At 55.0% G+C, this 19,884-nt stretch carries 19 protein-coding genes, 3 tRNA genes and 1 pseudogene; 9 read left to right on the top strand and 14 right to left on the bottom strand.

All coding sequences use genetic code 11. The features are described 5' to 3' along the window. Position 1: 1 nt before the first annotated feature. Positions 2 to 1,090 (bottom strand): ABC transporter permease, encoded by a 1,089-nt coding sequence (locus N6V40_RS09140; RefSeq protein ID WP_262197400.1) that lies wholly within the window; start codon positions 1,088 to 1,090, stop codon positions 2 to 4. A 142-nt stretch (positions 1,091 to 1,232) separates the two neighbouring features. Then, positions 1,233 to 2,861: an ABC transporter substrate-binding protein gene (locus tag N6V40_RS09135; protein ID WP_262197398.1), complete on the bottom strand. Its 1,629-nt coding sequence runs from the start codon at positions 2,859 to 2,861 to the stop codon at positions 1,233 to 1,235. 226 nt (positions 2,862 to 3,087) lie between these two features. On the opposite strand from N6V40_RS09135, the gene N6V40_RS09130 reads away from it, so the two are divergent. After that, a complete protein-coding gene (locus N6V40_RS09130; RefSeq protein WP_131088592.1) occupies positions 3,088 to 3,447 on the top strand; it encodes a hypothetical protein in 360 nt (119 codons plus the stop codon). 108 nt (positions 3,448 to 3,555) lie between these two features. Here N6V40_RS09130 and mnmA read toward each other — a convergent pair whose 3' ends face one another. From mnmA to N6V40_RS09115, 3 genes are read right to left on the bottom strand one after another with little or no spacing between them, the layout of a single operon-like run. Continuing rightward, on the bottom strand, positions 3,556 to 4,692 hold the full coding sequence (mnmA, locus tag N6V40_RS09125; RefSeq protein ID WP_131088593.1) for a tRNA 2-thiouridine(34) synthase MnmA: 1,137 nt from the start codon (positions 4,690 to 4,692) through the stop codon (positions 3,556 to 3,558). After that, positions 4,689 to 5,924 (bottom strand): cysteine desulfurase family protein, encoded by a 1,236-nt coding sequence (locus tag N6V40_RS09120; protein WP_262197395.1) that lies wholly within the window; start codon positions 5,922 to 5,924, stop codon positions 4,689 to 4,691. The genes mnmA and N6V40_RS09120 overlap by 4 nt, the downstream gene beginning before the upstream one ends. 20 nt (positions 5,925 to 5,944) lie before the next feature. Continuing rightward, positions 5,945 to 6,763 (bottom strand): hypothetical protein, encoded by an 819-nt coding sequence (locus N6V40_RS09115; protein WP_262197394.1) that lies wholly within the window; start codon positions 6,761 to 6,763, stop codon positions 5,945 to 5,947. A 113-nt stretch (positions 6,764 to 6,876) separates the two neighbouring features. On the opposite strand from N6V40_RS09115, the gene folP reads away from it, so the two are divergent. Genes folP through N6V40_RS09100 form a run of 3 tightly spaced genes read left to right on the top strand, consistent with a single transcriptional unit; the run spans position 6,877 to position 8,560 of the window. Continuing rightward, the gene (gene folP / locus N6V40_RS09110; protein WP_131088596.1) at positions 6,877 to 7,803 is read left to right on the top strand and encodes a dihydropteroate synthase; all 927 of its coding nucleotides are present in this window, start codon (positions 6,877 to 6,879) and stop codon (positions 7,801 to 7,803) included. Between the two features lie 14 nt (positions 7,804 to 7,817). After that, entirely contained in the window at positions 7,818 to 8,153 is a 336-nt protein-coding gene (locus tag N6V40_RS09105; protein WP_262197393.1) for a dihydrofolate reductase family protein, read from the top strand. After that, entirely contained in the window at positions 8,093 to 8,560 is a 468-nt protein-coding gene (locus N6V40_RS09100; RefSeq protein ID WP_262197391.1) for a dihydrofolate reductase family protein, read from the top strand. The genes N6V40_RS09105 and N6V40_RS09100 overlap by 61 nt, the downstream gene beginning before the upstream one ends. Here the strand turns inward: N6V40_RS09100 and N6V40_RS09095 are convergent. Then, entirely contained in the window at positions 8,544 to 9,446 is a 903-nt protein-coding gene (locus N6V40_RS09095; RefSeq protein WP_262197390.1) for a diacylglycerol/lipid kinase family protein, read from the bottom strand. The genes N6V40_RS09100 and N6V40_RS09095 overlap by 17 nt on opposite strands. Before the next feature lie 114 nt (positions 9,447 to 9,560). Between N6V40_RS09095 and N6V40_RS09090 the strand changes: the two genes are divergently transcribed. The 3 genes from N6V40_RS09090 to N6V40_RS09080 all read left to right on the top strand — a co-directional run bounded on the left by N6V40_RS09090 (position 9,561) and on the right by N6V40_RS09080 (position 11,656). Beyond that, a complete protein-coding gene (locus N6V40_RS09090) occupies positions 9,561 to 10,460 on the top strand; it encodes a J domain-containing protein (protein WP_262197389.1) in 900 nt (299 codons plus the stop codon). A gap of 44 nt (positions 10,461 to 10,504) precedes the next feature. Further along, positions 10,505 to 10,966 carry a tRNA (cytidine(34)-2'-O)-methyltransferase gene (locus tag N6V40_RS09085; protein WP_131088600.1) on the top strand — a complete coding sequence of 154 codons (462 nt, stop codon included), beginning with the start codon at positions 10,505 to 10,507 and terminating at the stop codon, positions 10,964 to 10,966. A gap of 123 nt (positions 10,967 to 11,089) precedes the next feature. Further along, positions 11,090 to 11,656, top strand: a complete 567-nt coding sequence (locus tag N6V40_RS09080; protein ID WP_262197388.1) for an anti-sigma factor domain-containing protein — start codon at positions 11,090 to 11,092, stop codon at positions 11,654 to 11,656. Positions 11,657 to 11,767: 111 nt separating this feature from the next. On the opposite strand, the gene N6V40_RS09075 is transcribed toward N6V40_RS09080, so the two are convergent. The 5 genes and pseudogenes from N6V40_RS09075 to N6V40_RS09055 form a co-directional block, all read right to left on the bottom strand. After that, positions 11,768 to 12,529: a PIG-L deacetylase family protein gene (locus tag N6V40_RS09075; protein ID WP_262197387.1), complete on the bottom strand. Its 762-nt coding sequence runs from the start codon at positions 12,527 to 12,529 to the stop codon at positions 11,768 to 11,770. Next, positions 12,526 to 13,470, bottom strand: coding sequence for an electron transfer flavoprotein subunit alpha/FixB family protein (locus tag N6V40_RS09070; protein ID WP_262197386.1), 945 nt, complete (start codon positions 13,468 to 13,470; stop codon positions 12,526 to 12,528). The genes N6V40_RS09075 and N6V40_RS09070 overlap by 4 nt, the downstream gene beginning before the upstream one ends. 12 nt (positions 13,471 to 13,482) lie before the next feature. Continuing rightward, positions 13,483 to 14,304 (bottom strand): electron transfer flavoprotein subunit beta/FixA family protein, encoded by an 822-nt coding sequence (locus N6V40_RS09065; protein WP_207306462.1) that lies wholly within the window; start codon positions 14,302 to 14,304, stop codon positions 13,483 to 13,485. A gap of 189 nt (positions 14,305 to 14,493) precedes the next feature. Then, positions 14,494 to 14,712: pseudogene (locus N6V40_RS09060) on the bottom strand (PDZ domain-containing protein); the annotation flags it as partial. Then, positions 14,706 to 15,677, bottom strand: a complete 972-nt coding sequence (locus N6V40_RS09055; protein WP_262199713.1) for a S1C family serine protease — start codon at positions 15,675 to 15,677, stop codon at positions 14,706 to 14,708. The pseudogene N6V40_RS09060 and the gene N6V40_RS09055, both read right to left, overlap by 7 nt. 638 nt (positions 15,678 to 16,315) lie before the next feature. Here N6V40_RS09055 and N6V40_RS09050 point away from each other — a divergent pair. Further along, positions 16,316 to 18,382 carry a TPM domain-containing protein gene (locus N6V40_RS09050; protein WP_262197384.1) on the top strand — a complete coding sequence of 689 codons (2,067 nt, stop codon included), beginning with the start codon at positions 16,316 to 16,318 and terminating at the stop codon, positions 18,380 to 18,382. Positions 18,383 to 18,452: 70 nt separating this feature from the next. Next, a complete protein-coding gene (locus tag N6V40_RS09045; protein ID WP_262197382.1) occupies positions 18,453 to 19,184 on the top strand; it encodes a PspA/IM30 family protein in 732 nt (243 codons plus the stop codon). A gap of 109 nt (positions 19,185 to 19,293) precedes the next feature. On the opposite strand, the gene N6V40_RS09040 is transcribed toward N6V40_RS09045, so the two are convergent. The 3 genes from N6V40_RS09040 to N6V40_RS09030 all read right to left on the bottom strand — a co-directional run bounded on the left by N6V40_RS09040 (position 19,294) and on the right by N6V40_RS09030 (position 19,841). Continuing rightward, positions 19,294 to 19,367: transfer RNA gene (locus tag N6V40_RS09040), tRNA-Met, on the bottom strand. Positions 19,368 to 19,539: 172 nt separating this feature from the next. Continuing rightward, positions 19,540 to 19,613 (bottom strand) — tRNA-Met (locus N6V40_RS09035). 154 nt (positions 19,614 to 19,767) lie between these two features. Then, positions 19,768 to 19,841, bottom strand: a tRNA-Met gene (locus N6V40_RS09030). Positions 19,842 to 19,884 lie beyond the last annotated feature (43 nt).

The following is a 19,884-nucleotide window of genomic DNA, read 5'->3' as shown; positions in this document are numbered from 1 at the left end:
TTTAGTACCTGACTCTCGGGTCGATCAATGCAGCAACAACGTCAACAATAAAGTTGGTCACGGCAACGATTATGGCCAGTAGCACCACGATGCCCTGCACTGCCACGAAGTCACGGGCGGTGAGGTATTCGGCGAGCTTGAAGCCTAGGCCGGACCATTCAAAGGTGGTTTCGGTCAGTACCGCGCCACCGAGGAGCATGGCAATTTGCAGGCCCATCACGGTGATAATCGGAATCAGTGCTGGGCGGTAGGCGTGCTTGGTGGTCAGACGGAATTCGCTAACACCGCGGGAACGTCCAGCTTCAACGTACTCACGTCCCAAGGTTCCGATGGCGTTGGTGCGTACCAGGCGCAAGAACACGCCGCCAGTGAGCAGACCCAATGCCAGGGCAGGAAGCAACGCGTGCGTGGCGACGTTCCAGAACGCTTCCATATTTCCGCTTCGCAGGGCATCTAGCCAGTAAATGCCTGACGGGCTCTGCAAACCGGTGAGGGTTAGTTCGGTTTCCCAGTCGGCGCGTCCGCTAATTGGCAACCAGCCCAGCCACACACCAAATACAAGTTTGAGGATCAGGCCTGCAAAGAACACTGGAGTTGCGTAGCCAAGAATCGCCAGGATGCGCAAGATGGCATCAGGGTAGCGGTCACGGAATTTGGCCGCGACCAGCCCCAGCGGAATTCCGACGAGCAATGCGACTATTACGGCGTTGATTGCTAGTTCTAGGGTCGCTGCCCCGTAGGTGGTCAGTACTTCGGTGACGGCGCGGTTATCGCTCAACGTACGACCCAAGTCGCCGGTGAAGATCTGCCCGAGGTACTCAAAGTACTGAATCAGCATTGGTCGGTCGTAACCGGCTTCATGGATTCTGGCGGCCAGCTGGTCTGGGGTCAAGCGTCCACCCATAGCTGCAGTGATCGGATCTCCGGTCACGCGCATGAGGAAAAAGACCACTGTGATGAGGATGAAAACAGTGGGAATAATCAGCAAGAATCGGGTGATCAGGTAACGGAGGAATCCGCCGCCCTGGCTCTTGGCTTTAGGTGCTGCTATCGGGCTAACTTCTTGCCCGGGTGGTGACGTGATAGTCATCGTCAGTCCTTATGGTTCAGGATGCGTGGCATGAGCCCAGTACTGGGTGTTATCTGGGAACATGCCAAGGGGATCTAACGTGCGCTGGTACTCACGCACACGTCAGATCCCCTTCGATTTGATGTTTTTGAGCAGAGCTAAATTACTTGCTCAGTACGCCTAGACGGAACTTGAATGAGGCATCCAAAGTCTTGTCCACGTCCTTGACGTCCTTGCCAGCAATGGCAACCTGGGAACCCTGCAACAGTGGCAGTGTCGACAGATCTTCAGCCACCATGGTCTGCAACTTCTCAATTGCTTCGGTGCGCTTAGCCACATCGGTCATGCCACGCTGATCTGAAATCAACTTGTCGACCTCTGGGTTGTCGTAGTTGTTCGACAGGAAGTTGTCCTTGGCGAAGAACGGCGACAGGTAGTTATCGGCATCCGAGTAATCCGGCATCCAACCCAGCTGGTAGGCAGGGTAGTCGGTGACGCGCTGCTTCTGGTAGGTCACCCATTCGGTGGACTTCAAATCAACGTCAAACAGACCGTCGGCTTCAAGCTGCTTTTCAACCAATGCGTATTCATCACCGGAGTTTGGACCGTAGTGATCTGGGTTGTACTGCAAGGCAAGCTTGACTGGAGTCTTGACCCCTGCGTCTTCAAGAACCTTCTTAGCCTTGGCTGCATCTGGCTTGCCGTCGGTGCCGTACAGATCCTTCAGCGGCTCGGCAGCTCCGGTGAATCCCTGCGGAACATATGAATACGCAGGGGTGAAGGTGTTCTTGTAGACGTTTTTTGCAATGGCTTCACGGTCTACCAGGTGAGCAGCGGCCTGGCGCACAGCCAAAGACTTCTTCTCATCGGCGTCACTGGTCTTGGCACCATATGGCATGGTGTCGAAGTTGAAGACGATGTAGCGCAGTTCGCCACCTGGACCCTTATGAACGGTCAGCTTCTCGTCCTTGCCGAGGTCTTCGATGTCCGTTGGGGTCAGTGAACGCCATGCGACGTCAATCTTGCCCTGCTGAACTTCGAGCTTCAGGTTATTGGCATCCGCGTAGTACTTGATCGCAGCCTTGTCGTTGGCTGGCTTGCCCAAGACACCTGCGTAGGAATCATTGGCGCTGAAGGAGATCAGGTTGTTCTTGTTGTACGAATCAATCACGTACTGGCCACCGAAGGCCTTGCCTTCAACGATCTTCTGGTCATCCAGAACCTTGTCGGCTGGGAAGACTTCGTCATCAATAATCGGTCCAGCCGGTGAAGTCAAAACCTGTGGGAATGTCTGGTCAGTAGCAACCTTGAGCTTGAAGACCACAGTGCTGGCGTCAGGTGCCGTAATGGAGTCAACGTTGCCCAGTAGCGAGGATGGCCCGTTTGGATCTGCGATCTTGAGCTGGCGATCGAAGCTGAACTTTACGTCCTTGGAATCCAGGTCGTGTCCGTTGGCCCACTTCAAACCAGTCTTGAGCTTGACCGTGTACTCGGTAGAAGTGGTGAATTCTGCCGACTCAGCCAGGGAGTTGGATGGATCTGGGCTGCCAGGCTCGGAATTCAACAGGAACGGGAAAATCTGGTTCATGACCATGAACGAACCGCTGTCATAAGATGCTGCTGGATCCAGGGAGGTCACTTTATCGGTGGTTCCTAGAGTGATGGGGGCGCTAGTCTTGCCCGAGTCACCGGAGTTGCTGTCTTCTGCGGCTGAGGTGCAACCGGTCAGAGCTAGGGCAGAAATACCCACAACGGCTGCTGCGAGTCGCAGTCCGTTCTTTGTGCGAGTCATGAAAGGTCCTTTTCTAGGTACACGCATGTGCGGTGATGATTAACACATGTTTCACATATCCTAAGTGATGCACCGCACCAAATACGAACAAAACCTACGGTTACCGGCCAGATTTGCGTCTGGCAACGGATCAATATGTGCTTGAGACCACGGCGTTTTGCACGGTTTGATGCTCCTAGAAAAATTCTTCCCACCAGAAATCTTTGGTGACATAAGCTAGATGTCAATGATGACTCGTAGAGACGCGGCAATCGCGTTAGATATCCCTGTAGAGATGGCCAAGCGCCATGGAGTTCCGTCGCGGATGACCGAAGCGGAATTCCGAGAGTTGAACACCAATCCACCGGCGTGGCTGGCTCAATCGCGCGAAAACCGCACCGGCAAGCGTCCGGTGTGGATCCATCTGGTCTGCGCAGTATGTGGATTCAGTGAATACGAGCGCCCCAAAAAGTGGTGGCCTACCTTTGACTTTGTCCATTGCCACATCCACTCCCCAGCTCAGCTTCCCAAACTAGAAGCCGGTAAGACTCGCGTGGAGTACCAAGACATTTCCGCCCACATGTTTGGCATTGTTGACGAAGGCTAAGCACAGAATGAACTACTAGCCGCCAATTGGGTAGCTAGTTGTTTTTGGGTAAAAAATCCTCGCCCTCTCAGATTTTTGCATCTGGAAGGCGAGGATTTTGTCTTTGAACTAGTTGACCTTTTCAGAATCCCACGCACTGGAACGGGCCGAATCAAGGGTCGCCTGGCCTAACACTCGACTGCCCTGGTAAACGACCATGGTCTGGCCCGGTGCCACGCCACGCATGCCCTCAGGCAAGTTGACTACGAGCTCGTCGCGTCCTTCCGCGGAACGCTCCATATGCGCTACTGCCTCGACTGGGTCGCCGTGGGCACGCACCTGAACCATGCAGTCAAACTTTTCGCCGGTGAAGACCTCAGCGATCGGAACACCTGCCCAAGAGATCCTGATTCCGCGCAGCTGATCTACCGCCAGCAATGCTTCAGGACCGACGATAACTTTGTTTTCCTTCGGACGGATTTCGAGCACAAAGCGCGGCTTACCATCGGCTGCCGGACGGCCCAAGCGCAGACCCTTGCGCTGACCCACAGTGAACGCCTGTGCGCCTTCGTGCTCACCCAGGGCATTGCCCTCATGGTCAACAATTTCGCCGGGCTTCATTTCGATTCGCTCAGCAAGCCATCCGCGGGTGTCGCCGTCAGGAATGAAGCAGATGTCGTAGCTATCTGGCTTATTGGCCACGGTCAGCCCGCGAGCTGCTGCCTCGGCACGTACTTCAGCTTTAGATGGAGTTTCTGCCAGTGGGAACATGCAGTGCTCAAGTTGTTCATGAGTCAGCACACCCAGTACGTAGGACTGATCCTTAGCCCAATCGGCGGCACGGTGTAGTTCTGGTGCACCGTTGTCATCACGCAATACCTTGGCGTAGTGACCGGTGCATACTGCGTCAAAGCCTAGAGCTAGTGCTTTTTCAAGCAGGGCAGCAAACTTGATCTTCTCGTTGCAACGCATACAAGGGTTTGGGGTGCGCCCTGCCTCGTATTCGTCAACGAAGTCCTGAACCACGTCTTCGGCGAACCTGTCGGAGAAGTCCCACACGTAGAACGGGATCCCCAGCTTGTCGCAGGCACGCCATGCGTCGTTAGAGTCTTCCACCGTGCAGCAACCGCGCGAACCGGTACGCAGGGTTCCTGGCATGCGTGAGAGGGCTAGGTGGACACCGACGACATCATGGCCGGCTTCAACTGCGCGAGCTGCGGCAACCGCCGAGTCCACGCCTCCGGACATCGCTGCTAGTACCTTCATCGTGTAAACCCTGTTCCTGCCGTGTGGATGCTGCTTTCATCGGCTGCCATGCCAGCCTTCTTTGCCTTTGCATACGCTTCTGGCAAAGCTTCTATTAATGCGTCAACGTCTGCGCGCGTGGATGTATGCCCCAATGTGAAGCGTTGCACACTGCGAGCGCTGCGCGCATCTCGTCCCATAGCCAGCAAAACATGAGAAGGCTGTGGAACGCCAGCGGTACATGCCGAGCCGGTCGACGAAGCGATACCCACCATGTCCAAGAGGAAGAGCAATGAATCTCCCTCACATTCAGGGAAAGTGAAATGCAGATTTCCAGGCAACCGGGTGCCCTCGTTGGCCGCATCACGTGGTCCGTTGAACTGTGCCTCAGGAATCAACTGGGTAATGCGCTGTACCGCGTATTCGCGCAATTGACTCAATCGTTGGGCTTCGTCACCAAGCTGTGCACGCACGGCGTTGGCTGCTGCGGCAAATCCTGCGGCGCTGGCCGCATTCAACGTCCCGGAACGAAGCTTTCGTTCATGACCACCGCCGTGCTGTACCGGGGTGAGAACAATGTCGCGACGTACCAACAGCCCGCCGATGCCTACCGGCCCACCAATCTTGTGCGCACTAATGGCCATGGTCGCTAGGTTTGACTTGGCGAACTCCACTTGAACTGCGCCGAATGCCTGTACCGCATCTGAGTGAACCGGAATGCCGTACTGAGCAGCCAGGGCGGCAAAGGCCGCCACCGGCTGTACGGTACCCACTTCGTTATTGGCCCACATCAATGTCGCTACAGCGATGTGCTCATGGTGTTCAGCAAATAGTGCAGCCGCCGCTTCAAGATCAATAACCCCGTCGTGGTCTACCGGCAGCCAGAGCAGCGTTGCGTTGTCGTGCTCTTCTAACCACATTGCAGTATCAAGTACTGCGTGGTGCTCAATACCGGTCAAGGCAATTGTGCGCGCGTGATCGTTTTTTGCCACACGATTCCAAAACAGTCCCTTGATGGCAAGGTTGTCTGATTCGGTGCCGCCTGAAGTAAAAATGAGCTCACTGGGGTGAGCGCCGGCAGCAGTCGCGACCGCTTGGCGTGATTCATCAACTACACGGTTGGCGCTACGGCCTGCCCCATGCAGTGACGAAGGGTTGCCAGTACGCGAGTATTGTTCGGTGATGGCAGCCAAGGCTGCCGGATTTAGATCAGTAGTTGCCGCATGATCCAGGTAAACGGCGGAAGTATTCATAGCTCTTTAATGGTACGGCTTTAGTCAGCCTCGTTTGAATGCCCAATCCGTGTGAATTGGCCGACCTCAATGGTTTCCAAATCAGGGTTTGCCAGCACCGCTTCGATCAAATCTGCGGGGCCACCAAGAATGGTGCAGTCATCAAATGGTTCGGTGGACAGCATCCACCGGTGATCAGTGGCAAAGGTCAACGCCGGGCGTTGAGTCTGCTCACCGTCGGAGGTCCGCGCCCACACTGGGCGGGCCAAGAACTCTTTATCCACTTCAAACAGGTGGTAGTTCCGGTAGCCGCCACCCAATTCCAATGGTGCGGATTCCAGCACTTCTGCGCCGAAGGCTGGTTGCTGGGCCAGCGCCAGTGCCGCCTCAAAGGCTTGCTGATTTTCTTCTTCAGTGAGCTGAGGGTCGGGTTCCTGATCAATTTGGATTCGCTCCCCACCCTCGATGAAGGCGTAGCCTGCCCACAGACCGGCAACGTATCGCTGGTCTGCCGCGTCAGTACCGGTCAAGGTCTTAACCAGTGACTGCCACTGACCTTCGGGAAGTTGATCCAGAGGCAAGTCCGTATCCACCCATGAGTCTTCAGCGGTGGGGTTTCCTTGCGCGTCCAAACCCGCCACGGTTTCAAACAGATCCGCAGCGGTAATGATGTGATTACGACTATGCGCTGCAGTGGCCCAGCTGACCAATTGATCATCTTCGTCCAGGGCTGGGTGCAAGATCCGAACGTAACGTTCGTAACCTACGGGAACTTGGGCGACCACTGTGGTTGGGTCGGCCGATGCGCAGGCAGAAGCTACCCACTGGCCACGTTCTGCTGGGATATGTGAAAACTGCATGTCTTTAGCCTAGCGAGGTCTGACACCGAATTCTGCCTTGCCCGGGTGCTCAATGGTATGAATGAGTCAGGACCTGTTGGCACCAACCGTTTACTGCAAGGGAGAAGTTATCGATGTTCAAGCCTGACCTGTTGGTTCCGGTGCATGAGTTTTCGCGGAAAACCATCGATTTCTCCCGTCAAATTGCCGTCATGGCAGTGATCAACCGCACCCCGGATTCTTTCTATGATGCAGGTTCCACCTTCGTTTTGGATCAGGCAGTGAACGCGGCGCTTCAAGCCGTACAAGCCGGTGCGGACTGGGTTGATATCGGCGGAGTCCCTTTCTCTCCCGGTCCAGAACTAGCGTGGGAAGAAGAAGCTGAACGCATCGTTCCGGTGATCAAGGCGGTGCGCGAAGCCAGCGACGTAATCATCTCCGCCGACACGTTCCAACCTAAAGTGGCCCAGGCAGCCATCGAAGCCGGCGCCGACGTCATCAACGATACGACCGGCTTGGCGTATCCCGAGCTCGCGCAGGTTGTTGCGAAAAACGACGTACATCTGGTGATTACTCATTCGTTGGCCAAACCGCGAACGATTTACCCACGCCCTACCTACACCGATGTAGTGGCTGAAGTGCGCGAGTATCTGAGTCAAAAGGTTCAGGTGGCTCTCGATGCCGGTATTTCACCGTCCAAGATCATCGTGGATCCGGGCCACGATCTGAACAAGAACACCGCACACACTTTAGAGCTCACCGAACGCTTCGAAGAGTTCGCCAACTTGGGATACCCTGCCTTGGCCGCTGTATCGAATAAGGACTTCATCGGAGAGACGTTGGACCTGCCTAAATCGGAGCGCACCCTCGGCTCCATGGTCGCAGCGACGATCTGCGCCATGAACGGAGCGCGCATCTTACGTATGCACAACATCGCAGAGTCGGTACAAATGGTTCGCATGATAGAAGCCACCCACGGCTGGCGAGAACCTGCGTATCAAATTCATAATATGGGGGACGTAAATCCTCCCGCTCATCCGGAACGCAGTCAAAGCAACTAGAAGGAGTTCAACCGATGCGAGCCTTGCTACCTGAATCAATCACAAACATCAGCGACGAACAGCTTCTGGAACGCTACAACAGCAAGCAACGCCCCTTTGTGCGCTTCAACTTTGTGAGCAGCATCGACGGAAGCGCCCAGGTTGATGGGCTCTCGGCAGCGTTGGGTTCAGAGGGTGACCATCGAATTTTTGCCCTAATACGTCGGTTGGCCGATGTCATAGTGGTGGGCTCCGGGACTGTTCGTGCCGAAGGCTACGAAGGAGCATTGGTCTCTGCTCAAGACAGCCAATGGAGAACTTCTCACGGCTGCGCGCACACCCAGCATTGGCAATTATCTCAACAGGCCTAAATTTGGATCCTGACGCCCCCATCTTTACCCAGTCTCCAGTACCGGTCATGGTATTCACCACGGTTGACGTCACCGCCGAACTGCGTCAGTCCTTCGGAGAGGACGTTGAGCTGATCCAGGTCGCACAGCGCGACGGTGGTTGCGACGCCGCCGAGATTGTTGCCTACCTTGATCAACATGATCTGGGATTCATCCACTGCGAGGGCGGGCCTCATATTTTCGGTCAGTTTGCTACAGCCGGCGCCGTTGATTCGGCCTGCGTGAGCTACTCCCCTGTTCTGGTGGCTGGCGAAGGCAAACGCATCACCGCCCACGACAAGGAAACCTTTCAGCAGTTCTCGTTGCACTCCCTCTTTGAGGAAGAGAACATGCTGTTCAGCGACTATCGGATCAACAAATCAGCTTGATGGCCGCAGGGATCACGCGTACTCGAAAGTTTCCTGTACCAACGTATTCCCCGTCTGCGTAGCTATCCTCGCGCGTCTGAATGTGGGCTTCCGTTAGTTGCCTGCTCACCTTCCGCGAATGCTTAGCACCAAGAATGATCTTGGGAATCAGCGGTAGAACGGGAATCAATTTTAAGCCGCGGACCATGGCCAATTCCAATTGGCCATCGCTGAAGTCAACGGTTGGAAAGAGCCTAATGCCACCGCCCAGTGAACGAATATTGGCGATGCTCGCTGCCAGTGCGGACCCCTCATATCGATATGGTCCTGACTGAACTACGGTGTGGAACCCTTTAAGTTTGGGGAGGCTCAAGGCAATTCCAAGAATGTATCTGAAGGATCCGAGCTGGCGCGGCAAGGCATTTGCCGCAGCATTGATCTTGGCTTCGGCTCCCCATGAAACCGCCCCCAGCGCGTACTTGGGCTGCGGATCGGTAGCCACTTCAAATTGAAGTTCCAGTACATCAACGCCCGTAGTTTCGGTACCAGAGGAACAATATGAAATCACCTTGTCTAACGAGTCTTCAAAGTCGCGGTGTCCGGTCATGCGCCAAAAATCATTGCCACTGCCAGCGGGGATGATTCCGACCGGCACAGTTGAACCAAGCGCTTGAGGGATCATTCGATGAATTAGCCCGTCTCCCCCAACAATGATCAACGCCTTGTGGGCGTCGGTCAGCGCCGGAAGTTCTGCGTGTTCTGCGAAGCTAGTGTCCAACAGCTCATAGCCAATGCCCCTCTGCTTCAAGGCCGCGGCGCCCTTGCGCGCACGCGCCAGCGCTCTGCCATTGCCCGTTGACGGGTGAAAGACGATGCGGACAATGCTTGGGGCGTCATTGGGGGCCATGTACATAAAGATTACTGAGGCAGTCAACACAACCCAAGTACTTGTCAGAATCAATTAGCTAAAATGAGATGCAGCGGCAAGAGGCCGTTGCCGTCGAAAGGATCCCACTGCACCATGAGCATACCGAGCCCGTATGAAATCCTTGGTGTTGCTCCTTCGGCCAGCCTGGAAGAAATCAAAGTAGCTTATCGTCGGGCTGCGCGTGCAACCCACCCCGACCTCGGCGGCAGTGAAGAGAAGTTCAGACAGGTCCAGCAGGCATTTCAGGATATCTCTGAGTACAACAATCCGATTAGCCACGACCAGACTTTCCAGAAACCCGGCGAGGCACCACGCGCCGGCTTTACCGCTCGCCCGTACGATGAACGACTTCGTACAACACCGCAGCAGCCCAAAGCACAGCTCTCAACACACTACGTCCCCGAGCTGTCGGATGAATCATTCACCTGGCTAAGCCGCACACTCTCAGAGCAAAGAATCCACGGTGAACCACGCAAACGTGGATTGTTCGCTAACCGCTCACGACTCGTACGTGAGGCCAATACGATCAATCTACTCAATAAGAACGTACTCAATGTGCTCCCGGCCGCCCGCTTAGTAAATGGCCTAAATTCCCCACATGGCGGGCAGTATGACCACGTGATTCTTGCCGGATACCGCATGGCCGTCATTAACACGATGACGCTGCCCGAGGGCTACTACTCTTTCGACGGCAGCGTTCTGCGCCACGGAAATAAGATGACTCAACCGCCACAATTTTCAGTCTCGTCGCTTCAACGAAGTTTTATGCAGATGAATGTGGTGCCCTTTACCTTGGTGCTCTCCCCCAATGGGAACCGCCATGAACCGGTCATCGAATACCACCGCAACGCTGATCCAACGCTGGCCACCACCCCGAATGTTCTTAATGCTGCAGCACTCATCCGCGAGCTAAAACTCTTCTTGGGATCAGGTCCAACACCAAATATTGTGGACCGTTTGGCCTTGGCACACCTGCGTGAGGCGATGTACTAACCTCAATGGCGCAATAGCGTGCGAAGAACGCTTAAACTGGTTATGTGTTTCGTATCGTATTCAACGCCCCAGAGATCCCGGGTAATTCCGGTAATGCCATTCGCCTATCCGCTATCACCGGTGCCGAACTGCACTTGGTGAAGCCCCTAGGATTCAATTTCGAGGACGCAAATCTGCGTCGCGCGGGTTTGGATTACCATGACATGGCTAATGTCACCGTGCATGAGAACCTCGACGCTGCCTTCGAAGCTCTAGGCGAGGGGCGTGTCTTTGCGTTCACCTCCGAGGCAAAAACCGTGTACACCGAGGTGAGCTACGAGCCAGGTGACATCTTGCTTTTCGGCAAGGAGTCGGAAGGACTGAGCGCCGAGGATAAGAAGCACCCGCGGGTTACCGATCTGGTCAGCCTTCCCATGCTGTCCGGACGTCGTTCGCTTAATCTGGCCAACACCGCATCGATTGCCGTCTATGAAGCGTGGCGTCAGCACGGCTTCGCCGGCGCATAAGCTACCAGTCTTCAACCGCCACGTATACAGCTGTACCTAATCTTTATAAAGTAGGCTCATAGTGTGCTTGCAGCTTTGCGAGTATTGAACTGTGCCGACAACATTTCGGGAGAATCCAAGACAATGAACGGTAGCGAACCACAGCACCGCGATGAGCCTCAGGACGACGACCTTGGACTTGATCTGGTGAGCCATGTGGCCAGCAGCTCACCAGCCGAGCGAAAGACCAGGCCCAAGCGCTGGATTTTCATAGTTGTTGGAATTCTTGTTATTGCCGTCGTGGCAGCCGTCCTCATTTCCTTGCTCACTGGCGGGCCTAAAGCATCTAAGGCGTCCAAAGCTAGCGATGCTCAGAGCGTGAACGTGCAGCTCAAGAGCGGTGGCCAAGCTACGCTGAGCACGTCTGAGTCAAAGGACGCCATCGGCGTGGAGCTAGCCTCGTTGCCTCCACTAGATGAATCAGAAAAGTACGTTGCTTGGGCAGTTCATGAATCGGGTAGCGTGTCGGTGATTACTACGAGCTCCGGTGAGGACGAGTCCGCTGGATTCAGCCCCGCAGAAGATGTGATTGCTATTCACATCACGGTAGAAAATTCAAAGATCCCAGCAGCTCCTTCTGAAGATACTGAAGCCTCGGTAGACGTGCCTTTCACTAGGAAGGCTGACGCTCAGAATACCGAAGGTTCCTAATCAAGGATTCAAGCTTTAAACGAATCAGTGCCCGTGGACGGTGTGGGAGAAATTCCCTACCGACCACGGGCACTGTCTTTTGTTCAGGTACTACAGGTTCAAACGCTCCGGCTAAAAACCAGCAATCGTATCGTCAGCATTAACTGCAACTAGGTGGAAAGCCTCTGCGAGCTTTTCATCCGCGAAGTCAGCACGTTGAGCGTTCGCAGTACACTGCTGCACAACAAATCGTTCCATCGCCTCAACATCGGGGTGCTGAGTGAAGTGAGAGCGCAAAGCATCCATCTTCTGGTCAAAGAAATCGGTGATGTCTACAAAACCGTTCTCACGTTCCTTCGGCGCTCCATAGAGCCACAGCCACGGCACCTTGTAGGCATCTAGACCTTCGTCGCGAAGCAGCTCAGGATAGGCGAAGGGGTTCTCCACCGCTGGGTAAATGGCACGAGTAACTGCCTCACCACAGGCCAAATGATCAGGATGCGAGCGTTGAATTCGATCCCAGTTACGTTCAGGGTGCATGGCCATCACGATTGTCGGCTTGACCTGACGGATCAGTCTGACAACCTTGCGCAAGACTTCCTGATTGACTTCCAGGAAGCCATCGCGTTCACCTAAGAAATGTACGGTCTGTACACCAACTTTGCTGGCGGCCTGCTTTTGTTCCTGATGACGCAGGGCAGCAGTTTCTGCTGGGTCCCGATCATCAAATCCGCCAGCATCACCGTCCGTCATGATGCAGTACTGAACTTCTACACCGGCTGCGGTGAAGGCTGCGATAGTCCCGGCTGCGCCGAAGTCTAAATCATCAGGATGGGCTCCGAAAGCGAGAACTCGCTCGGTGTTGCCACCAATGAATTTTGTCGTATCAATCATGCTTGACGGCGTCGAATCTCTTCTGCAGCCTGTGGCAGGACCTTGGCAAGGTCTCCGACGATTCCAAAATCAGCAATTTCGAAGACGGGTGCGTCCACGTCTTTGTTGATGGCAATGATGCACTTGCTGGTCTGCATGCCGGCCTTCTGCTGGATAGCGCCAGAAATGCCCGCGGAGATAAATACCTGTGGAGAAACGGTAACACCGGTCTGCCCGATCTGGGCGTCGTGTGAAATCCACCCGGCATCGGTTGCTGCACGCGATGCACCAACGGCGCCGCCCAGTGCGTCAGCCAATTGCTCCACGGCACCGAAGTCGCCGTTCACACCGCGGCCGCCGGCCACAACCACGCGAGCTTCGGTGAGTTTAGGTCGGTCAGAGACAACCTTCCCTTCGGTACCCACGATGCGAACCTTTTCCGCGGCGCTGGTCTCTGCTGCCAGCTCGTTGATGGACACTTCAGCGGCTGCACTCTGTGGTGCATCCTCGATGCTGTTTGGCTTGAGAGTGACAAAGAGGACTCCGCCGGTAGCCTGCGCCTGGGCGCTGTAGCTTCCTGCCAGTTCGTCCTTGGTGACTACCAAATCGGCGCTGACGTTGATGGCATCGGTGACGATTGATCCCTCAACGCGCACGGCGATGCGGGCGGCGACTTCACGGTTGAAGTTATCGTTAGCCACCAAGACTACGTCCGCGGCGGACTGCTTCACGGCGGCTTCAAGAACCGAAAGTGAATGCTCTAGGAACGAGGCATGATTAGCCGGTGCGACCAGAAGCTTGGCTACGCCGTAGCTAGCCAGCTGTTCTGCAGTTGCTTGCGAAACCTCTGAGGCCACAGCCACGGTTGGTTCGCCAATGCTGGCGGCAAGGGTCAGAAGCTCACGCTGCGCCTTCGAAGGCGCGTCGGCGAGTTCAGTGAAAAATACTAGTGCTGAAGGCATGTTCAAAATTCCTTAGATCAGCTTTTGTTCGGCCAAGAAATCAACCAGGGCAATTCCAGCCTGGCCGCTGTCGTTGATGACGGTGCCTGCTTCGCGGGCAGGGCGAGCTTCAGCGCTAAGCACAGCAACGCGGGAACCAGCAGCTCCTACAGCTTCGGCGGCCAGCCCAAGATCGGCCACGCTGAGTTCAGTGATGCTCTTTTTCTTGGCAGCCATGATGGCTTTGAAGTTTGGGTAACGAGGATCGTTTGCCTGATCTGTCACGGACAAGACCGCAGGAAGCGCAGCAGCCAAGGTCAGCGTGCTCTCGGCATGATCGCGGCGAATGCTCAATTCGCGGCTTGCACCATCAAAGTCAACGCTCAACGCGTGGGTCAGCTGTGCGAAGTTCAGCCGTTCAGCCAACTGTGCTGGAACGACTGAGGTTTCCGCGTCAGTGGAGGACATTCCCGTAACAACCAAATCAACGTTGCCCACGTGCTCCACCAAAGCTGCCAAAGCCTTGGATGTGACCACGGTATCTGAACCGATCAGCGCTTCATCGTTAAGGTGCACGCCTGAGCTGGCGCCCATCTGCAAAGCCTTCTTGATGGAATTGCTGGCGCTCTTACCACCCATGCTTGCTGCGATGACCTCGTGCCCAGCTGCAAAACCGCCCTGGGATTCAACCAGTGCCACAGCTGCTTCAACCGCGTATTCGTCCAGTTCCGACAAAACGGATTCTGAGCGATCTAAGCGTAATGAGCCAGAATCGATGTGACGATCAAATTGCACATCTGGAACGTGTTTGACCAACACCACTATTTTCAGCGGCGCCGTGTTTTCCTCGGTCATTCGAGCCTTCCTACAAAACTATGGCGCCCATCGGGCCACTGGCACCGACGGACTTTCTTATTCACTGACTATCGTATCGATACATCGAGGGTGACTCGTTGTTTATCGACGAATATGCAGGAAGTGACGCAGGCAAGTTGGTCACTTGCCTGCGTCACTGAATTCACTACGTCTTCATTACGACTTTATTTAGTTATTTGACAAGGTCCCTACGTTGACCTTGGCAGTCTGCTCCTTGCCGTTACGGGTGAAGCGAATTTCAGCCTCGCCGTTGGCGGGGATTTCTCGAATGGCAGCGGTGACTGTCTGCGAATCCTTCACTGAACGACCATTCACACCGGTGATCACGTCGCCCTTTTGAAGTCCGGCCTTAGCTGCAGCCGAATCGTCGCTCACGCTGACTACCTGAGCACCAACCGAGAAGGACGAAGCGTTCTGCCCCCACTGGTATCCGAAGCCTGAGCGGTGACAGTAGCGCCAAGCAAACCGTGGGTAGCCGAGCCATTGTCAATCAGTTCCTGGGCAACACGCTTTGCGTAATCAATCGGGATGGCGAAGCCAACACCGATGGAGCCGCCTTCATCACCTGAAGTGGTGCCGGAACCCGAGGAAGCAATGGCTACGTTCACGCCAATGATTTCGCCGCTGGAGTTAACCAACGCGCCACCGGAGTTACCGTGGTTGATCGCTGCGTCCGTTTGAATGACGTTGACGTAGATCGAACCGCTGGATTGTTGCTGTTGCTGCTGTTCTTCTTGACCAGGGAACTGGAAGTTGAACTGGTTATCGTCCTGGCTTTCCGATGAACTGCTGTCATCAGGCACGGCCGAGGAAGCAATGGAAATCGTACGGTTGACCGTTGAAATGATTCCGTCGGTCACGGTTCCGCTCAAACCTAACGGTGCACCGATGGCTACGGCGGTGTCGCCGACGTTCAGCTTAGAAGATGAACCCATGGTTGCCGGCACGAGGCCGTCAGCTTCAATGTTGATTACTGCCAAGTCCGACATTGGGTCGGTTCCAACGACCTTTGCAGAATGCACTGTTCCGTCGTTCATCTGAACAGTGATCTTGGGATCTGCTACTTCTCCACCAAGGGTAACCACGTGGGTATTGGTCAGGATATTGCCCGACTTATCCAGAACGATGCCCGAACCCGAACCACTGCTTCCGTTTCCGGAGACCTCGATGGTGACCACACTTGGGCTAGCTTTGGCTGCGGCTGCGGTGACTTCGGTGACCTTATCAGGGTTGTTGATAACAACACCCTGATTTGTGCCGGAATTCGACGATGCGGAGGAGCTACCAGAATCATCGAGCAAGTAGGTGGTTCCGGCTGCCGTAATGCCACCCACTAATGCTGCAGCCACCATGCCTGCGATTAGCGTGCTTCCTGCAAAGCGCTTCTTTTCGCGTGGATCCTTCTGCGGAGGAACTGGGTAGGTTGCTTGAGTTCCGGCGCCTGCTGCGTAAGGTGCACCATAGGCCGAACCGTTGCTACCGTACTGTCCTGCACTCTGCTGGCTTTGGTAGCCAGCGGTGCTACTTGGAGCAGCGCTGATTGGCTGAGTGTATGGAGCAGAGGTTTGATTTCCGTCATCCGCTGGCAGGTTGGAATTTGCGTCTTCGTTTACGTGTGGGTACCGAGCGGTCGGCTCGCTGGAGCCAGCGCCCGCGCTGCTCGGATCATTTGATGGCCTAGCGGAATCACCCAAGTTTTCTTCGCGTGGCTCATTCGGGGTCTGGCTCATGGCTTGCCTCTTTCGAACTGTCGTTTCTCTTGAGTTCTATTATTCTGCTCTGGTCTGTGGCATCGAATTGTGATGACTTTGTGCTTCCTGTGAGTTAAGTAATCTGCAAGCTGAATGTCATAGACGTGCTTCATTAGGCCAAATAGAATCAATCCTAAGTGTGAATCCAATCATTGGATCCACCAGGTCGGGTACAACTCGATCTTAGTTTGACTTAGCTTTTCGGGCGGGAACAAGACATGGGTATAAAAGCTAGACAAATGATCACTGGTGCAATTGTCGCATCGATAGTTTCGCTAGGTGTAACCGCACCGGCAATGGCCGAGTCCCCGGTTACTATTCCAGCTGGCGACTTTGTCATAGACAATTCCGGAGTCCTCGGATCAGACCAATCCCGCTTGGAAAGCGAAATCAAGGAGCTTCGGGTCGACACCGGAATCAGTCTCTTTGCCATCTACGTTGATGAATTTTCCAATCCCACTGAAGCTGCGAAGTGGGCACAGGCTGTGGCTGAAAAGAAGGGCATGGGTAATTCCTCCGCCATTCTGGTCGTCGCGACCGAAACTCGCCAAGCGTATTTCAGTGGAGCTGAAGGCGGGCCGCTGGCTGCCGCCGATCAAGACCTTTACCGTTCAGATATCGCTCCTGCGCTCAGCAACCTTGACTGGGCCGGCGCAACTGAAGGAGCTGTAGAGGCCATCCGCGATTTCGATAGCGGAGCCAGCACTGGCTCAAGCGAGTCCTCTGCTAGCACTGGTTTCGGTGGCACATTGCTTACTGTCTTGCTGTTGGTCGCCGCCGTAGCCGTCGCGGGATTCTTATTCCTTTCTCGCCGTGGCAAGAAGAACTCCCGTTCGTTGCCCGGACAGCAGCAGAATAATTACCCAGGCATGCCCGGCGCTCCAGCGCAGCAGCCGCAGATTCCAGTAGAACAGCTTCGATTACAGGCTGACCAATTATTGGTTGCTGCCGATGATTCAATTCGTTCGTCACAGCAAGAGCTCGGATTTGCAGAAGCACAGTACGGAAAGCAGTCCGTTGAGGTCTTCGTTCAGGATCTAGCTAAGGCCAAGGAACATCTGACTGAATCCTTCAGGCTGCAACAACAGCTGGACGATGATATCCCGGATACCGAAGCCGACCAGCGTTCATGGCTTACCGAGATCATTAATCGTTGCCAGGAAGTCAATCGCTCCTTGCAAGAGCACGCCAATGAATTCAAACAACTTCGTCAGCTGGAGCAAAACGCCGAGTCACGCATTTCAGAGTTGACTGCTAATCAGCAACCACTGAATCAGCGTCTTTCGGCACGAGTCGGTGACCTTGAGCGGTTGTCCGCTACGTATGACGCCAGCGCTGTAAGTCAGGTCAAGGACAACGCTGATCAGGCAGGCGAAAGGTTGACCTTCGCAGCCTCAGCACTGCAGCAGGCTTCACAGAAGTTATCGACTAGCCGTTCCGAAGCCGCCGTCTTAGTGCAGAACGCTGAGGAAGCACAGGATCAGGCCGGCGTACTACTTGAAGCAATTGCCAAAACTGGTGCGGGCTTGGAGCAAGCAGAACAAGATCTCAAGGCAGCCATAGCCTTAGCGGAACGCGATCTTGCTCAGGCCAAAGCCACTTTCGCAACCGGGACTAGTTCCGATTTGGCTGGTCCTATTGCCGGCGTTGAGAGTGCACTGACCAGTGCGCAGCAAGCGGTAGCAGGCGGCAAGTACAACCCGCTGGCCCTGATCACTCTGCTTGATGATGCATCCAAGCCGTTGAACCAGTCGCTGTTGCGACTACGAGATCAAGCGCAACAGGACCAAGCTTCCCGTGATCAGCTGCAGTCTCTTCTGCATACCGCAGCATCTCGCATCGGCGGTACGGAAGACTACATTCGTGCCCGTCGTGGTGGCGTCCGGTCATCGGCTCGTACTCGACTTGCCGAGGCACAACGAACACTCGATGAAGCCCACGCAATAGCCAGCACCGATCCGGGACGAGCGGTCGCCGCTGCACAACGAGCCATCCAGCTTGCTGACCAGGCCGCGCAGATGGCCGAAAGCGACGTTAGTGGCTTCGGTGATGGCTTCGGCAACGCTGGCTCCATGGGCGGCTATGGCCGTGGCGGTCGTGGCGGCGGAATGTTTGATGGTGTCGGAGGCGCAGTCTTGGGCGGCATCCTGATCAATACAATCCTCGGTGGCGGGCACGGCGGAGGCGGTCATTCAGGTGGCAACGACGGTTTCTTCGGCGGCGGTGGCTTTGGCGGATTCGGCGGCGGCGATGGCGGCGGCTTCGGAGGGGGTGACTTCGGCGGAGGTGGCGGAGGGGACTTCTAGTCCTTCCCGAATTGTTTGACTAGCAGTATTGAAGTACCAGCGATATTTTGACGAACAGAAAGGTCACATCATGACCAAGCAATCAATCTTCGGACGCATTTCACAACTGGCCAAGGCCAACATCAACTCAATTCTGGATTCAGCTGAAGATCCACAGAAAATGATGGATCAGATGGTCCGCGACTACAACGACAATATTGCTGAAGCGGAACAAGCAATTGCGCAGACCATCGGCAACCTTCGCATGCTGGAGGATGACTACCGAGAAGATGAGCAGGCCGTCTCCGAATGGAGCAACAAGGCTCTAGCTGCTTCCAACAAAGCCGATGAGTTCCGTGCAACAGGCAAGAGCGACGACGCTTCGAAGTTCGACAACCTGGCTAAGGTTGCCATCCAGCGTCAGATTCAGGCTGAGTCGGAGATGAAGTCTGCTGAACCTACCATCAACTCTCAACGTGAAATTGTTGAGAAGCTGAAGACTGGTTTGAACCAGATGAAGGAGAAGCGCACCGAGCTGGCTAGCAAGCGTGATGAACTGACCGCGCGTTCTAAGTCAGCCCAGGCGCAGAATCAGGTCAATGAAGCGGTGAAGGCCGTGAACATCATGGATCCGTCGAGCGAGATCGGACGCTTCGAAGAAAAGGTCCGTCGTGAAGAAGCTCGTGTTCGCGGTGCTGCTGAACTTGCCTCGTCGAGTCTAGACGCCCAGTTTGAATCGCTGGAGGACTTAGGTGAGCAGACCGAGGTTGAAGCTCGTCTCGCTGCGTTGAAGTCTAAGCAGACCGGAGCAATTGAAGGCTAACCGCTGACAAGCTGATTAGTTCCGATGGTGTGTTGCTGCTGCGCAGTGACACACCATCTTTGGTTAAGCCAAAAATGGAGACCCTCTCGGATCTCCATTTCCACTTTTGTGGCGGGGATAGGATTTGAACCTATGACCTCCGGGTTATGAGCCCGGCGAGCTACCGAACTGCTCCACCCCGCGTCGGTAAATACAACAATACCAATCAGTGAATGACTTGGCCAATTGAGAGCCAGTGGCCTTTGTCACCCCTTAAAAGAGGGCTTTTACGGCCGCTCCCCTGCCCCCAACAAGATTAGGTCAATCTCGTTAAACCAAAAATGGAGACCCTTTCGGATCTCCATTTCCACTTTCGTGGCGGGGATAGGATTTGAACCTATGACCTCCGGGTTATGAGCCCGGCGAGCTACCGAACTGCTCCACCCCGCGTCGGTAAATACAACATTACCAACTGATGAACTCAATAGCCAATCGAGCGAAGTGACCTTGATCGCAGGCTATTTTCCCGCACCCAGCCGCTCAAAGAGCACCGATGCTTAAACCGAAAAATGGAGACCCTTTCGGATCTCCATTTCCACTTTCGTGGCGGGGATAGGATTTGAACCTATGACCTCCGGGTTATGAGCCCGGCGAGCTACCGAACTGCTCCACCCCGCGATGACTAGACAATTCTTGCATCATCAAGGGGCGAAAGCAAATC

The organism is Glutamicibacter sp. M10, assembly GCF_025452055.1.
Classification (GTDB): domain Bacteria; phylum Actinomycetota; class Actinomycetes; order Actinomycetales; family Micrococcaceae; genus Glutamicibacter.
Note: the sequence above shows the minus strand (reverse complement) of the source record. Positions and strands in the feature narration are given on the sequence as shown.